Source organism: Tessaracoccus lacteus, from assembly GCF_029917005.1.
Lineage (GTDB): Bacteria > Actinomycetota > Actinomycetes > Propionibacteriales > Propionibacteriaceae > Arachnia > Arachnia lactea.
Genome location: NZ_CP123967.1, coordinates 538,725 through 553,552 on the forward strand (window position 1 = coordinate 538,725; position 14,828 = coordinate 553,552).

At 70.1% G+C, this 14,828-nt stretch carries 13 protein-coding genes and 1 tRNA gene; 7 read left to right on the forward strand and 7 right to left on the reverse strand.

The window, feature by feature from the left end; genetic code table 11:
* Nucleotides 1-59 precede the first annotated feature (59 nt).
* The 7 genes from QH948_RS02360 (at nt 60) to QH948_RS02390 (ending at nt 7,989) form a co-directional block, all read left to right on the forward strand.
* Nucleotides 60-959, forward strand: a complete 900-nt coding sequence (locus tag QH948_RS02360; RefSeq protein ID WP_281145355.1) for a sulfite exporter TauE/SafE family protein — start codon at nt 60-62, stop codon at nt 957-959.
* 7 nt (nt 960-966) lie between these two features.
* Complete coding sequence (locus tag QH948_RS02365) at nt 967-2,124, forward strand: DNA polymerase III subunit delta' (RefSeq protein ID WP_438874112.1); 1,158 nt, start codon at nt 967-969, stop codon at nt 2,122-2,124.
* 84 nt (nt 2,125-2,208) lie between these two features.
* On the forward strand, nt 2,209-3,498 hold the full coding sequence (locus QH948_RS02370; protein ID WP_281145357.1) for a DoxX family protein: 1,290 nt from the start codon (nt 2,209-2,211) through the stop codon (nt 3,496-3,498).
* A gap of 99 nt (nt 3,499-3,597) precedes the next feature.
* Entirely contained in the window at nt 3,598-5,259 is a 1,662-nt protein-coding gene (locus QH948_RS02375; RefSeq protein WP_281145358.1) for an alpha/beta hydrolase, read from the forward strand.
* A 53-nt stretch (nt 5,260-5,312) separates the two neighbouring features.
* Nucleotides 5,313-5,385 (forward strand) — tRNA-Thr (locus QH948_RS02380).
* 151 nt (nt 5,386-5,536) lie between these two features.
* Nucleotides 5,537-6,886 carry a flavin monoamine oxidase family protein gene (locus tag QH948_RS02385; protein WP_281145359.1) on the forward strand — a complete coding sequence of 450 codons (1,350 nt, stop codon included), beginning with the start codon at nt 5,537-5,539 and terminating at the stop codon, nt 6,884-6,886.
* 20 nt (nt 6,887-6,906) lie between these two features.
* On the forward strand, nt 6,907-7,989 hold the full coding sequence (locus tag QH948_RS02390; RefSeq protein ID WP_281145360.1) for a winged helix DNA-binding domain-containing protein: 1,083 nt from the start codon (nt 6,907-6,909) through the stop codon (nt 7,987-7,989).
* A 75-nt stretch (nt 7,990-8,064) separates the two neighbouring features.
* On the opposite strand, the gene QH948_RS02395 is transcribed toward QH948_RS02390, so the two are convergent.
* From QH948_RS02395 to QH948_RS02425, 7 genes are all read right to left on the reverse strand, one after another.
* Nucleotides 8,065-8,403: a P-II family nitrogen regulator gene (locus QH948_RS02395; protein ID WP_281145361.1), complete on the reverse strand. Its 339-nt coding sequence runs from the start codon at nt 8,401-8,403 to the stop codon at nt 8,065-8,067.
* Nucleotides 8,400-9,743, reverse strand: a complete 1,344-nt coding sequence (locus QH948_RS02400; protein WP_281145362.1) for an ammonium transporter — start codon at nt 9,741-9,743, stop codon at nt 8,400-8,402. Before QH948_RS02400 ends, QH948_RS02395 begins: the two co-directional genes overlap by 4 nt.
* A gap of 110 nt (nt 9,744-9,853) precedes the next feature.
* A complete protein-coding gene (locus QH948_RS02405; RefSeq protein ID WP_281145363.1) occupies nt 9,854-10,330 on the reverse strand; it encodes a SixA phosphatase family protein in 477 nt (158 codons plus the stop codon).
* A gap of 36 nt (nt 10,331-10,366) precedes the next feature.
* Nucleotides 10,367-11,155: a ferritin-like domain-containing protein gene (locus QH948_RS02410; RefSeq protein ID WP_281145364.1), complete on the reverse strand. Its 789-nt coding sequence runs from the start codon at nt 11,153-11,155 to the stop codon at nt 10,367-10,369.
* Nucleotides 11,139-12,047, reverse strand: a complete 909-nt coding sequence (locus tag QH948_RS02415) for a hypothetical protein (RefSeq protein ID WP_281145365.1) — start codon at nt 12,045-12,047, stop codon at nt 11,139-11,141. The genes QH948_RS02410 and QH948_RS02415 overlap by 17 nt, the downstream gene beginning before the upstream one ends.
* 42 nt (nt 12,048-12,089) lie before the next feature.
* Complete coding sequence (locus QH948_RS02420) at nt 12,090-13,094, reverse strand: TRM11 family SAM-dependent methyltransferase (RefSeq protein ID WP_281145366.1); 1,005 nt, start codon at nt 13,092-13,094, stop codon at nt 12,090-12,092.
* Between the two features lie 185 nt (nt 13,095-13,279).
* A complete protein-coding gene (locus tag QH948_RS02425) occupies nt 13,280-14,680 on the reverse strand; it encodes an HNH endonuclease signature motif containing protein (protein ID WP_281145367.1) in 1,401 nt (466 codons plus the stop codon).
* Between the last annotated feature and the right edge of the window lie 148 nt (nt 14,681-14,828).

Below are 14,828 nucleotides of genomic sequence, written 5' to 3' on the forward strand. Positions count from 1 at the left end.
CGAGTGCCCTGTGTCTGCGCTGACGTCACCCATCCGTCAGCCATACCCAGGAGCCCACCATGTTCAGACTCATCCTCATCGCCCTCGTCGGGCTGGCCGCGCAACTTGTCGACGGCTCGCTCGGCATGGCCTACGGCGTGACGTCCACCACCCTGCTGCTGGCGATCGGCACCAACCCCGCCATGGCATCCGCCACAGTCCATCTCGCGGAGATCGGGACAACCCTCGCGTCGGGTGTCTCGCACCACCGGTTCGGCAACGTCGACTGGAAGGTCGTCGCCCGCATCGGGATCCCCGGCGCCATCGGCGCCTTCCTCGGCGCATCCGTCCTCTCGAACATCAGCACCGAGCTGGCGGCCCCGATCATGGCCGTGATCCTGCTGACGCTCGGCCTCTACGTGTTGATCCGCTTCACCTTCTTCAACATCTCCACGAAGCGGCTGGGCGAGCGCCTGCCCACGAAGTTCCTCGCGCCGCTGGGCACCTTCGCCGGGTTCATCGACGCCACCGGCGGTGGCGGCTGGGGTCCGGTCGGCACGCCCGCGCTGCTGGCCAGCGGACGCATGGAGCCCCGCAAGGTGATCGGCACCATCGACGCGAGCGAGTTCCTTGTGTCCATCGCGGCCAGCATCGGCTTCTTCATCGGACTCGGCGGCGAGGCCATCGTGCCCGGCCTGGCCATCGCACTGCTCGTCGGCGGCGTCATCGCAGCCCCTATCGCCGCGTGGCTCGTGCGCCATCTGCCGCCCCGCCTGCTCGGCGCCGCTGCGGGATCGACCATCGTGCTGGTCAACGTACGCTCATTGCTGAAGGCCTTCGACGTTCCGCCGGCGGCGCACGTGCCGATCTACCTCTTCATCGTTGCCGCGGGCCTGGCTGCGCTGGCCTGGTCGCTACGCAACCACCGCATCGAGCGCGCCCAGCAGGCTGCCGCAGAGGGGGAGGCTGTCGTCGCCTGATGGCAGGATGAGCACCATGGGTGAGGTGTTCTCGGAACTTGTCGGTCAGGACCGCGCGGTGGAGACGCTCCGTCGCGCGGTCGACGGCCGTCGTCACGCCATGACCCACGCCTGGCTGTTCGTCGGCCCGCCCGGGTCGGGGCGCTCGAACGCCGCCAAGGCCTTCGCCGCAGCCCTGCAGTGCCCGCGCGGAGGCTGCGGCGAATGCGAGGAGTGCCGAACCTCGCTCTCGGCTGCGCACCCCGACGTCACGCTGCTGCGCACGGAGCAGCTCTCGATCGGCGTCGCCGAGACCAGGGCGCTCGTGGGCCGCGCGAACATGGTGCCCGTCAAGGGCCGCTATCAGATCGTCATCGTCGAGGATGCCGACCGCATCACCGAGCGTGGCGCCGACGCCCTGCTCAAGGGCCTTGAGGAGCCGGAACCAGCCACGGTGTGGCTGCTCTGTGCGCCGAGCGCCGACGACGTCATCGTCACCATCCGGTCGCGCTGCCGCACCGTCCGGCTCGTCACGCCGAGCGACGAGGCGGTCACCCAACTGCTGATCCAGCGCGACGGGATTTCGCCCGCACTGGCCGCGCACGCGGCCCGGGCCGCCCAGGGGCACATCGGGCGCGCCCGGATGCTCGCCCGCCACGACGAGGCGAGGATCCGCCGTCGTGAGATCCTCACGCTCCCTGGGCGCCTCACGTCGGTCACAGCCTGCCTCGACGCGGCCGAGAACCTGGTGTCGTCGGCGGCTGACGAGGCCCAGCAGGCCACCGCCGAGGTCGATACGCGGGAACGTTCCGCGCTCGAGGAGGCGCTCGGCGTCGGCACCCGCGGGGTGCGCGTGCGCAGCGCCCAGGCGGCGCTGAAGGAGCTCGAGGACCAGCAGAAGCTGCGGGTCAAGCGCCTGCAGCGCGACGCGCTCGACCGGGTGCTGACGGAACTGACCGGGTACTACCGCGACGTCCTCGCGGTGCAGACGGCGCCGGAGGTCGCGCTCGTAAACGCCGATCTCGCCGACGAGATCACTCCGGTGGCGCACCGGTCGACGCCCGAACAGACCGTGCGGGCACTCGACGCGATCCTCGAGGCGAGGACCGCGCTCGAGGGCAACGTCGCACCTCAGCTCGCCCTCGAGGCGATGCTGCTCGGTGTGTCGCTCGCGGCGCGTTCCTGACCTGGGGCGGGCGTGTCTGCCCGGGGGGTGGCCGCGTCGATGACAAGATGATGGTGAGGACTGCCCAGGAAGAGGGGACGCGACATGTCGAACAACGATTGGGTTCACGAGGGCACGCCCCGGGAGCCGGACTGGTCCGCAGAGCAGGACGACTACGGCGTCCCTGTGTCCCCGGGTGAGTGGGACGACTACGCCGAGGAACAGGCCGTTCCCGTGCCCGAGCCGCCGCAGAGCGCTGCCGCCCAGGAACCTGGCCCCGTCGTCGCCGCGACCGCGGATGAGCCCGCACCCCAGCCGGAGCCGGAGCCCGAGCCTGCGCCTGAGGTCGAACCCGAGCCGGAGATCGCGCCTGAGCCCGAGCCGGAGGTCGCGCCTGAGCCCGAGCCGGAGGTCGCGCCTGAGCCCGAGCCGGAGGTCGCGCCTGAGCCCGAGCCGGAGGTCGCGCCTGAGCCCGAGCCGGAGATCGCGCCCGAGCCCGAGCCGGAGATCACGCCCGAGCCCGAGCCGGAGATCACGCCCGAACCTGAACCGGACGAGGCCCAGGTGCGCCCGCGGCCCGATGCGGAGGCGGTCGTCCCGCCGGAGCTGGCCGCGCCGACCGCAGAGACCGACATGTCGCTCGTAGACGAGGTGGAGCCCGCACCCGAGGAGCCGGATCTCGAGCCGGACCAGGAGGGGCTGGGCGCCGCCGCAGCCGTGATGGCGGCCGGAGCCGGCGGAGGCGCCGCGATCGCAGGGCTCTACCGACCCGATGCCGAGGACACCCAGATCATCGACGCTCCCCAGCGTCGCAGCCTCGAGGACGAGGTGGCGGAGGAGGAGCGGGTCGCCCAGCAGCTGCGCGCCGACAAGGAGGCGCGGGACCAGCGACTCGGTCTCGTGGCCACCTCCGAGGCGAACGCACTGCGCGAGGCACCGCCCGCGCCCCGCCGCGGCGTCGGGGGCTTCGGGAGCTTCGGTCTTCTGGTGCTGCGTCTGGTCGTCGCCGCGATCCTGGGGATCGTCGGCTACCAGATCCTGTCGGACATCGACGCGACCACCGAACTGCTCAGCCGCACACTGATCCCCGAGCCGCGCACTGTTGCCTGGGTGCTCGGCTTCGCGCTGGCCGCGATGGCGGTACTCCTGGTGATCGGCATGGCGGTGCGGGTCGTCGGTCTGCTGCTCACCGCGATCGCGATCGGCTCGCTGGTGTTCATCCGCTGGGGCAGCTTCAGCATCTTCGTCGAGGGTGTCGAGGGCTTCATCGGGGACAAGGACCTGCTCCTGGCGGCCGTCGGCATCCTGTTCTTCAGCCTCGGTGGCGGCAAGGCAGGCGTCGACGGAGCCATCTCCGCGTCCCGCCACCACGCCAGAGAGGCCAAGCGCTCCTGAGCCGACACGCGGACGCCGTGGCGCCCTGCGGGCGAGGATCCCGCCCGACTGGGTATCTTCGACATCAGGAGCGCGACGTCCGCGCAGGGAGAGGGGCTCATGAGCAGAACGGTCAAGCTGACCCAGGTCATCCTGGCGGTCATCGCCGTCGGCCTGGTCGTTGCGCTGTTCACCGGAGGCCTCGTGCGCGGGCAGAGCAGGGACGAGCCCGCGTCCCCGTCGACCACCGGGCCGGTCACGCCGTCCGCCCCCGCGGACGGCGCCCGGATGCCCGGCGTGCCCGAGGTGCCCGTGGCCGACCATGCACTGCTGCCCGCAGAGGATGACGCGAACGCCGACCGTCAGCTCGACTACACGCCGTCGGGAGAACCGAGCGTCGAGTTCGAGGATTCGCTGGGGGACCTCACGTCGTACGCCACCCAGGTCGTCGACTGGGAGGCATGCCAGGACTCCGACATCGGCGCCCAGTGCGCCACGATCCTCGCCCCCCTGGACTGGGAGGACCCCTCCGGGCCGGCCGTCGAGATCGCGGTGCGGCGCGTGCCGGACGGCGATTCGTCGCGCGGCCCCCTGTTCGTGAACCCCGGCGGCCCCGGTTACGGTGGGCAGTCCATGGCCGAGAACCTCGCCGGACGCTGGCAGAACTACGACACCGTCGGCTGGGATCCGCGGGGTACCGGCGAGTCCACGCACGTCGTCTGCGGGGATCTCGAGCAGACCGACGCCATCATGAACCTCGACGCGAGCCCGGACGATGACGCCGAGATCAAGGCTCTCAAGAACGGCGGCAAGGACTTCGCCGAGCAGTGCCGCGACGCCTCCGGCGACCTGCTCGACCACATCACGACCGTCGACGTGGCGCGCGACCTCGACCTGCTGCGCCACCTCCTCGGCGCAGAGAAGCTGAATTACGTCGGCGTCTCCTACGGCACCTTCGTCGGCGCCACCTACGCCGAGCTGTTCCCGGACACCGTCGGCCGGCTCGTGCTCGACGCCGCCGTCGACATCACCGGGTCCGACGACGCGCCAGCCCAGGTGGAGGGTTTCGAGCTCGCGCTGACCAACTTCACGGCCTGGTGCGCCCACTCAGACCTGTGCGACCTCGGTGACGACCAGGACGCCATCAACGACCGCATCGCCGGCTTCCTGGCGGGCCTCGACGAGCAGCCCCTGACGGTGGGGGACCGGAAGCTGACCCAGAGTCTGGCGGCCACCGGCATCGCGCTGTTCCTCTACGAGGACGACACCGCCTACCGCACGCTGGCCGAGGTGATCGCACAGGGATTCACCGGCGACGGCACCAACCTGCTGTGGGCGGCCGACGTCATGAACGGACGCGGTGATGACACCTATGAGACCATCGCGTTCGCGTTCCCGGCCATGGCCTGTGCGGATGCGCAGGACGACGGCGCCGATGCCGTCATGGGTGACTGGAAGGACACCTTCAAGAAGGCGCCGATCATGGCGCCGAACATGGGCACCAGCTACACCTGCCAGTTCTGGACGGCCGACTCGGCTCCCCAGCTGAAGCTCACCGCGAAGGGCGCCCCGACCATCCTCGTCGTCGGCACCACCGGCGACTCGGCGACGCCCTACGAGCAGGCGCAGACGATGGCAGAGCAACTCGACTCCGGCGTGCTCCTCACCCTCGACGGGGCGGGCCACGGCGCGGTGACGGGCGACAACAGCTGCATCGCGGAGCACGTCGACGCCTATCTGTACGACGGCGCCGCCCCCGACGAGGGAACCGTGTGCCGCTGATCGGGGCCCGGTTGGACCAAAGCTGCGCGGGTTCTGTATAGTTCTCAACTGCTGCCGCCCTAGCTCAGTCGGTAGAGCGACGCTCTCGTAAAGCGTAGGTCACGGGTTCGATTCCCGTGGGCGGCTCGGCAGTGGGACGGCCTCCGGAGCTCATCTGGAGGCCGTCCCCGTTTGCTGCCCGGACGTTTAGGGGAAGCCCGTGAATCCGAGCTGTGGCGGCCTTGTAGGCTGGTCTGAGCCCTCGGGAACCACCGCTTCCGGGCAGCGAGGAGGAACCGTGTTCGATTGCGCCATCATCGGTGCTGGCCTGGCCGGCCTTGTTGCTGCCAGGCACCTCGTGGACCGAGGCCTGAGCGTCGTCGTCCTGGAGGCGCGCGGTCGGGTCGGCGGCCGGGTCGAGAACAAGATCCTGAACGACGGCTCGTATGTCGAGCTCGGCGGCCAGTGGATCGGCCCCGGATACGACTCGCTGCAGGAGATCATCGACGAGCTCGGATTCGAGACCATCGGGCTCCCGGCCTCCGGCAACCTGGTGGTGCGGCTGCGCGGCAAGTCCCTCGAGGTTCCGAGCTCCGAAGAGCTCCCCGCGCTCACGCCCTTCGAGGTCTCCGACCTCGGCCAGGGCCTGCTTCGGCTGCGGCGGCTCTCTCAGCGCCTGCGGGACGACGCGGCCTGGCGGAAGGCCAACGAGGCCTGGCTCAACCAGGACCTGCGCCGCTGGGTCACCTCGAACCTCCGCACCCAGGGCGCCCAGCGCCGCTTCGGCGAGGTCTACGCCGCGGCCTTCGGCCCGATGCCCAAGGACGCGACGCTCCTGGAGGGGCTCCTGCAGGTCACCTCGGGCATCGACCTTGAGACGATGCTCGCCAGCAACGGCGGCCTGCATCAGAAGCGCGTGGAGGGCGGCGTCGCCGCCGTTGCCGACGCCATGGCCGAGCGCCTCGGAGACGTCGTGCGGCTGGAGTCCGAGGTCACCCGCGTCGACCACGACGACACCTCTGCGCGCCTCACGCTCGCGGGCGGTGAGGTCGTCGAGGCCCGCCAGGTCATCTCCACGCTGCCGCCGCGCCTCGCCGTCGCCCTTGAGCACAACCCACCGCTGCCGCAGTGGCGGATCGAGGCCGCCGACAAGGTCGCCCCCGGAAACGTCATCAAGGCCTTCCTAGTCTACAAGGAGCCGTTCTGGCGGGACAAGGGCTTCTCCGGCCAGTCGAGCGCCGATGAGGGCGCGGTGCGCGTCACGTTCGACACGACGGCCGACACCAGCGAGCACGGGCACCTGATGGGCTTCTTCGAGGGTGCGGACGCGGACTCGTTGGCCCGACGCTCGGTGACCCTGCGCGAGCGGGCCTTCGTGGACGCTGTCGTGCGTGCCTTCGGTGAGGACGGCGCCAAGCCGATCGGATATGTCGAGCGTGACTGGGGCGCCGAGCGGTTCACGGGCGGCTGCCACGGCGCGCACTTCGCGCCGGGCGTATGGACCGCCAACGGTCCCCTCCTGGCACAGGACGAGGGTGTGCTGCACTGGGCCGGGGCCGAGTATGCGAGCCGTTTCAATGGGTACCTGGAAGGCGCCGTGCGTTCCGGCCGGGAGGCTGCTACCCGCGTCACGCGCTCCCTGGCCTGAGCCTCTGGGACGCTGGTCCCATGCCTGACGCTCAGCTGGGCAGGTCCAGACTCGTTGCCCAGGGCCTCGTCACTCGCCCTTTCGCACGCCCCTCGGACGCGGTCGCCGCGCTGGGGGCCATGCAAGGCCAGGATCTCCCCGGCGTGCTGGCGTCCGCGGCCCTGCGGACCGCCTCGGGCGGCGTCCGCGACGTGCTCGAGGATCTCGACGCCGGCGCGCTCGTGCGCGGCTACCCCATGCGGGGGACCGTGTTCCTGCTCCCCGCCGTCGATGCGGTCTGGATGACCGAGCTGTGTGCCGAGCGGCCCATCCGCGAGGCCGTGGCGCGGCGGAACCGTCAGGGCCTCGACGACTCGTCACTCGAGATGGCCAGGGAGATCGCCAGGGCGGAGATGGCCGGCGGTCCGATCAGCCGGGCACAGCTGTTCGAGCTGTGGGAGGCCGCGGGCATCAGGACCACCGGCGGCTTCGGCTACCACCTCGTCTTCATGCTCATCGCCGAGACGACCCTCGTCTACGGACCCTGGAACGGGACGGAGCAGGACCTGGCGCTGCTCGACCAGTGGATCCCGGACAGCCCTCGCCTCGCGCGCCGGTTCGACGGGGACACCGTCGCGGCGACGGCCGAGCTGGCGCTGCGGTACTTCACGTCGCACGGCCCGGCGACGGTGCGCGACTTCGCATGGTGGACCAAGCTCCCGCTGACCGCCGTCCGAGCCGCCATGCCCCTGATCGTCGAGGAGCTGGAGACCGACGGTGCGGCCGAGGCCAGCTTCTGGCGACCCGGCCTGCTGGATGAGGTCGCGAAGGTCGGCCGGGCGGCTGCGGGGCCGCTGCTCCTGCCCGGCTTCGATGAGTTCGTGCTCGGCTACCAGGACCGACTTTTCGCGATGGCCGCCCATGAGCATGTCAGGCTCGTTCCCGGCAACAACGGGGTGTTCCGGCGGTCTGTGGTCGCCGGCGGACTGGTCCGCGGCACGTGGGCCCGCGCGGGGACGGCCTCGCGGCGTCGGTTGGAGGTCGAGGAGTTCGCGCCGATGAGCGCCACGAGGATGCGACAGCTCGAGGTGTTGTTCGGCAGCTACCCCTGGGTGCTGCCCTGACCGCAGCTGCCGGCCGGTGGACGCCAAGAGGGGCGTCCCGCCATTCGGCCGGACGCCCCTCGAGATGGATGCTGCTCAGACGGCGGCGGCTCCCCGCTCGCCGGTACGGATGCGCACGACCTCGTCGACGCTCGTGGACCACACCTTGCCGTCACCGACGGCGCCGGTGCGGGCCGCCTCGGTGATGATGTCGATCAGCGCGGACGCGTCGGCATCGTCGGTGAGGATCTCGATCTTCGCCTTGGCGATGAAGTCGATCGTGAACTCCGCCCCGCGGTAGACCTCACGGTGGCCGCGCTGGCGGGCGTAGCCGGAGACCTCGCTGACGGTCATGCCGGCGATGCCGTGCTGGGCCAGAGCGATCTGGACCTGGGTCAGCATGCTGGGCTGGACGATTGCGGTGACGAGCTTCATGCCTTGATCTCCTCGCGGCTCGGAACGATCAGCGTCTGCTTGACGCCGTAGCTGGAGTACTGGGTGACGCTGAGGTCGTAGCCGGTCTCAGCGTGCTCGGAGGTGTCGATGCCCTGCGTCTCGACCTCGGCCGGGACGCGCAGGCCCATGACCTTGTCGAGGACCTTGGCGATGAGGAAGGTCACCACGAAGGAGTAGACTAGGACGATCAGCGCGCCGGAGACCTGGCGCCAGAGCTGGTCGACTCCGCCGCCGTAGAACAGGCCAGCGACACCGGCCGGGGACTCGGGATCGGCGAAGAAGCCGATCAGGATGGTGCCGACGAGGCCGCCGACGAGGTGCACGCCCACGACGTCCAGTGAGTCGTCGTAGCCGAGCTTGTACTTGAGGCCCACGGCGTAGGCGCAGGCCACACCGGCGATCAGGCCGAGGATCAGGCCGCCGAGCGGGCTGACGGAGTGGGCCGCGGGCGTGATGGCGACCAGGCCCGCCACGATGCCGGACGCGGCACCCAGCGAGGTGGCGTGGCCGTCACGGAGACGCTCCACGATCAGCCAGCCGAGCATCGCGGCGGCGGTGGCGCCCAGGGTGTTGATCCAGGCGACGCCGGCGGTGGTGTTGGCGCCCAGCGCGGAGCCGGCGTTGAAGCCGAACCAGCCGAACCACAGGAGGCCGGCGCCCAGCATCACGAAGGGCAGGTTGTGGGGACGCATCGGCACCTTGCCGAAGCCGAGGCGGGGGCCGAGCACCAGGCAGAGCGCGAGGGCCGCGGCGCCTGCGTTGATGTGGATCGCGGTGCCGCCGGCGAAGTCGATGGCCTTGATGACGTTGGCGATGAAGCCGCCCTGCCAGGTCACGGTGCCGTCGTCCGCGACGACGTCGAAGGAGAAGACCCAGTGCGCGGCGGGGAAGTAGACGAGCAGCGCCCAGACGGCGGCGAAGACGACCCAGGCCGAGATCTTCATCCGGTCGGCGACGGCGCCGGAAATCAGCGCGACGGCGATGATCGCGAACGCGGACTGGAAGCCGGCGAAGACGATGTCAGGCAGCCCGTTGGTGACTGCCTCGGGGCTCATCAGGCCCTTGAGGAAGGTGAAATCCAGCGGGTTGCCGATCACGCGACCCATCGAGTCGCCGAATGCCATCGAGTAGCCGACGATGACCCACAGGACGCCGACAACGCCCATGGTGGTCAGCGACATCATCATCATGTTGAGGACGCTCTTGGCGCGGACCATGCCGCCGTAGAAGAAAGCCAGGCCAGGGGTCATCAGCAGGACCAGTGCGGCGCTGGCGAGGACCCAGGCGGTGTTACCCGTGTCAATGTCGAGGAGTTCCATGGGCAGAATCCTGTCCAGCCCAGATTTCGCCGAACGACGCGTCTCGTAACGGTCGAGTTAGTTATCTGCTCTCAAATGTCACGTTTCGTCACCGGTTCATTTCCGCGGTGTTACCGCGGGCGGCGCACCTGCTGGAGCCGGACGGAGGCCAGCTCTGCCCAGTCCCCCTCGGCCTCGAAGGCCGTGAACGCGGATGTCGGGTACCAGCACTGCAGCTCGTCGGCGGCGCGTCGGTCGCCGGCGTAGGCGAGCTCCGCGGCCAGCGATGCGATGGTGGGGTTGTGCCCGATCACCAGCAGGCAGTCGACGTCGTCGTCGGTCTCGGAGATGCGCTGCAGCATCGTCTCGGTGCCCTCGAAGTAGAGCGCGTCCTGGAACTCGGCGGGGACGTCGAGTCCCGTGGCCGCGAAGGTCTCCCTGGTCCGTGTCGCGGTGGAGACCAGCGCGTGCTGAACGCCGAGTGACTTCAGCTCGAGGCCGGCCTCCCGGGCCTCCTGGACGCCCCTCGGGGTCAGGTGCCGAGCCTTGTCACCCAGGGGATTGGTGGCCTCGGTCTTCGAATGGCGCATCAGGATCAGCCGTCGCATGCCGACAGCCTAGTTGTGCGCGGGGCGCCGAGGTGGTCAGACGGTGACGCCGAGGCGCGCGAACGCCGTGCGGAAGATCTGCAGCCCGTCGAGGCCCGGCAGGTTCGCCACGGACTGGTCCAGCTTGTCCAGCGCCTCGCCCTGGCCGGCGAAGAGGTGGCCCATCACGTAGCGGACCTCGGAGTCGTCCATCACGCCTGAGCCGACGGGGCGCCAGGCGGTCTGCATGAGGGTGCGGACGATCTTGGGTGCCGCTGCGGAGCGTTCGAGCGCCATGCGGGCCTGCGTCGTGTAGAACGCCACGTGCCGGGTCTCCTGCTGCGCGATGCGCTTGAGCAGGGGTGAGAGGGCCGGGTGCTCGAGCTGCTCCGCGAGGCGTCGGTAGGCGGCGACGGCCGACAGCTCGTTGGCGGCGCCCCACGCGTTGTGCACGGCGAGGAAGTCGTCGCCGACGAGGTTGGACAGCGTCCCCTGCTTCGTCGGGCCGAGAGCCTCCTTCCAGCCGAGCTTGATGCGCTTGGCCTTCAGCTCGTCGTAGTCGACGACGATCCCGTGGCGGCTGAGCACCGCGGCCAGCGCCTCGCCATGCCAGAACTCCTCGCGGTTCCACGTGGTCATGAAGCCTCGGGACTCCTCGCTGCGGTGCGAGCGGGTCACGAGCAGGTCCCGCAGGTAGCAGGAGGTGTGGTACTCGACGTCGCACATGTAGCGCAGCACCCGCAGGGTGGGCTCGTCGAGGGGCTGGGTCTCGAACGTGTCGAAGTCGAGGTCCTCCCAGCGGACGCGGTCGGAGGTCTCGGCGAACTTCTCAAGATTGAACGCCACGACGTCCCCTTCTGTGCAGCAGCCCCGGGGAGGGCGGCGGGGGTGGGCCGCCGAACCGGTCGGTGCCCGCGATGACTCCTTGGCCGTCGAGCAGCCCACGGATGCGTGCGTCGACGCTGGCCAGCCCGGCCCGGGCTTCGGGTGTGGAAAAGATCGAGGCGAGCGCGCGGTCCTCGTCGGGGTCGGGCACGCCGACGATCCGAAGCGGGCGCCAGGCGAGCATCGAACCCCTCGCCGAGAGCCGCTCTGCGCGGGAGCGTCCGATGCGGGCCGAGGCCTCCAGCTCGAAGAACTCCACGATGGTGGCGCGGCGGGCGATGATCTCGGTGACGACGCGGGCGGCCTCGCCCTCGAGCCGGGGCAGCAGTGCCGCGTACGTGGCCTGCAGCGAGGCCTCCTGCAGTGCGAGGCGCAGCATGTGGCCCGCGGTGATGGACTCGCCGACCACCGCGGCGACAGGTGCGACGATGACGGGCATGGCGCGCTCGACCCACACGTCGCGCAGCCGGGCGGTCAGGCGGGTGTGTGAGCGGGGCTCGGGCTTCGGGCCGTCGGCCGCGAGAATGTCGCGCAGCGCCCAGGCCAGCCACATGCGCTCGACGGCCCAGGTGGCGACGAATGCGGTGATCCGCGCCTCGTTGCCGGTCCAGTTGCCGAGGATGGCGCGGGTCTCGGACAGCCCTGCGCTGTCGAGGCGCCAGAGGAACTCGAGGTCGGCCCTGAGTCGGTCGTCGAGCGGGGCGACGGCCTGCGCGTCGACGGCGATCCTGCCCTGCGCGTCGCGGGTGTATGCCGCGACATCGAACGCGGTGAACAGCACCTCAGGGCGATCGGGATCCGAGAAGACCCGGCCGCTGAACCTCGTGGCAGACAGTTCCTCGGTGCTCGTCACCGGGTCAATTTAACATGTGCCGGCAACGCGGGCGACCGTCGCTCAGGGGCGCACCGCGACGATCAGGTCTCGTCGGATCGAGGAGTCGACGCGGTGCGCGAAGCGCTCCCACGCGCCACCCTCACACACCACCAGGCCGGAGCGCGACAGGATCTCGGCGAGGTCGCCGCGGGACAGGCCGAAGGTGTTCCAGGCGATGCCGAGGGCTCCGCCGTGCATCAGTTGGGACGTCCAGACGGGCACCGCTTCGCGAAGCAGACCGGCAGGTGAGCGGTCGCGGCGGCCCGAGACGCCGCGCACGTCGGTCGACGAGCCGTGCATGACGCCGTAGGGGGCGTCGGTCACGATGACGTCGAACTTCTTCTTACCGAACAGGTCGGCCGAGGTGCGGGTGTCTCCGGTGAAGGCCGTAACCCTGGCGGTGCGGTCGGCCAGCTGGATGGAGGCGTCGAAGCGCTGTCCGATCGACTTGCCGTCGCGCCGCACGCCGGTCACGTCGGCGGTGTGCTTGATGCGCTTGCGGCGCAACCAGGTCTTGTAGAACGACGCCATCTGCTGGAAGGCCTTCTCGTCGCCCTCGACGCCGTACGCGTCGTGGCCGAGCAGTAGGGCCGTCGAGAGGGTGGTGCCGCGGCCGGCTAGCGGATCGAGCACCTGTCGTGGGCCCGTAGGCTCGCGGGTGACGGCGGCGAGAGTCACGCTGAGAAGCAGTTGGGTGAATTGTTCGTTGGTCTTGCCCTGGTACTTCGGGATGGTGATCAGGTCGTCATCCAGGTCGAAGGGCCGGGGCAGCGCCACGGGACGCAGCAGATCCCCGGCCGACTCGAACAGGGCGAAGCAGGCCGACTGGGTGGCCAGCGTCGCCAGCTGCGTTGGGGCCAGGTCGTCGGCGTCGAAGGCGAGGTAGCCCACGCCCGCGATCTCCACGTCGGCGATGTCGCGCGCGAACGGCGCAGTGAGCTCCAGCTCAGCGGCCGTCAGCGGCGCAGCCTCGCCTGCGTAGACGCGGTTGGCAGACGGGGTGCGCAGCATGAGGTAGCGGGACATGCCCGAAAGTCTTCCACACCGCTCCCGCCGACTGCCCGACTCCCTGGGCGTTCGGCGGAGGCCTGACGCGCCGGCGGTGGGCAGAGGCCGGCCATGAAGCGGCGCGTCCGGCGCCCGGTCCCCGGTCCCCGCTCCCGGTACCGCGGCGGCTATTGCCGTCCGGGCGTGGGGCCGGGCGGGCTGGGTCAGCTGGTGTCTGGGGGTTCTCGGCCGAGTGTGGGTCTGCCGGTGTGGGGGTTGAAGGTGATGTGCCAGCCGTCGGCGGAGGTGGTGCCTGCGCCGGGGCCGGTGTGGGTGGGTTCGACTTTGGGGTGGTGGTAGGGGCAGAGCAGTGCGAGGTTGTCGAGGGATGTGCTGCCGCCTGCCCACCATGGGATGACGTGGTGGGCGTCGCATTCGAGGGCGGTGGCGTGGCAGCCGGGGAAAATGCAGCCGTTGTCGCGGAGGTTGAGGGCGTGGCGGATGGCGGGGGTGACGAAGCGGTGTGCGCGGCCGACGTCGAGGATCTCGGCCTGTGCGCCCAGGACGATGGGGATGATCTGGGCGTCGCAGGCCAGGCGGCGTAGTTCTTTGGCTGGGAGGCGGGCTCCGGATGGGAGTTGGCCGGAGGCGTGGAGTTGGGTGGCGAGTTCGGTGTAGTCGATGGTCACGACAAGCGTCGCGGGTGTGTATGGGTCTGGGCTGTTGCTGGCGTCGGAGCCTTCAGATCCGCGGTTCGTTGAGCTTGTCGAAACGCCCTGAGCCTGTCGGAGGGTTGGCGGCTTCGGCTGTGGGGGATCGGCTGGCGGTGCTGCCGTGGTCGCGAGGGTGGTGAGGGCGTCGGCCTGGCGCTGGTCCCAGCGGGGTGTGTCGTGTCGGCGGTGCTGGCGTCGTTGGGCGCGTTTGGCGTGGTTGACCTCGATGGTGATCGCGCGGATGACCTGTTCGGCTTCGAGGGTGGGGAGGGAGCCTTTGAAGTACCAGGAGCCGGGGTGGGCGGTGTCTTCGCCCCAGGTGAAGGAGCGGCGGGCGAGGGCGTCGGCGCGCTGCCGGGCGAGTCGGGCGTCGCGTTCCTCGGCGGTGGGGACCAGTTCGGGTGCGACGGCGGCCAGCAGGTCGTCGGTGGAGGCGGTCAGGCGGCCGGGTGTCACGGTGGCGGCCTTGTCGATGAGGTACTGCCTGGCGTGGTCGCGCTGGCCGGTGTTGAGGGCGTGGGGGAGGGTGTCGAGGGTGCGGCGGATGGCCTGGGCATGCTGGGGCGAGAGGCTGCCGTCGATGACGCGGTGGGCCACGTCGTCGTGGTGGGCGATGTCGCGGGCCTGCGTGACGGAACGCAGGGCGTCGCGGACATCGAGGTGTTCCTGCTGGCCGAGGAGGGTGGGGAGTTGGGTTCCGGCGACGGCTTCGGCGGAGTGGTTGGCTTCTGCTTCGCCGGTGAGCATGGCCACGAGGCCGGCGAGTTGTCCCTGGGCGCGGCGGGCGGTCTGGAGGAGGGTGAGGCGTTCGTGGTGGCTGATGTGGGTGCGTTGGGGGTGGTCGATGGCGGCCAGCGCGGCACGGATTGCGGTCAGTGCCGCGTCGGTGGTGAGTCTGGTCGTGGGTTCCATGTCTTCACGGTAGAGATCGGCACCGACAGAAATCGTTCGCATGTTCGACGTGTTCGCTGAGGGTGAAACCTCGTGCGGGGTGTTGGTCGTTTTTCGTGACGGGACCGGGGAGAAGCGGGCACTGCCCGATTTTCAGAAGCAGTCGGGT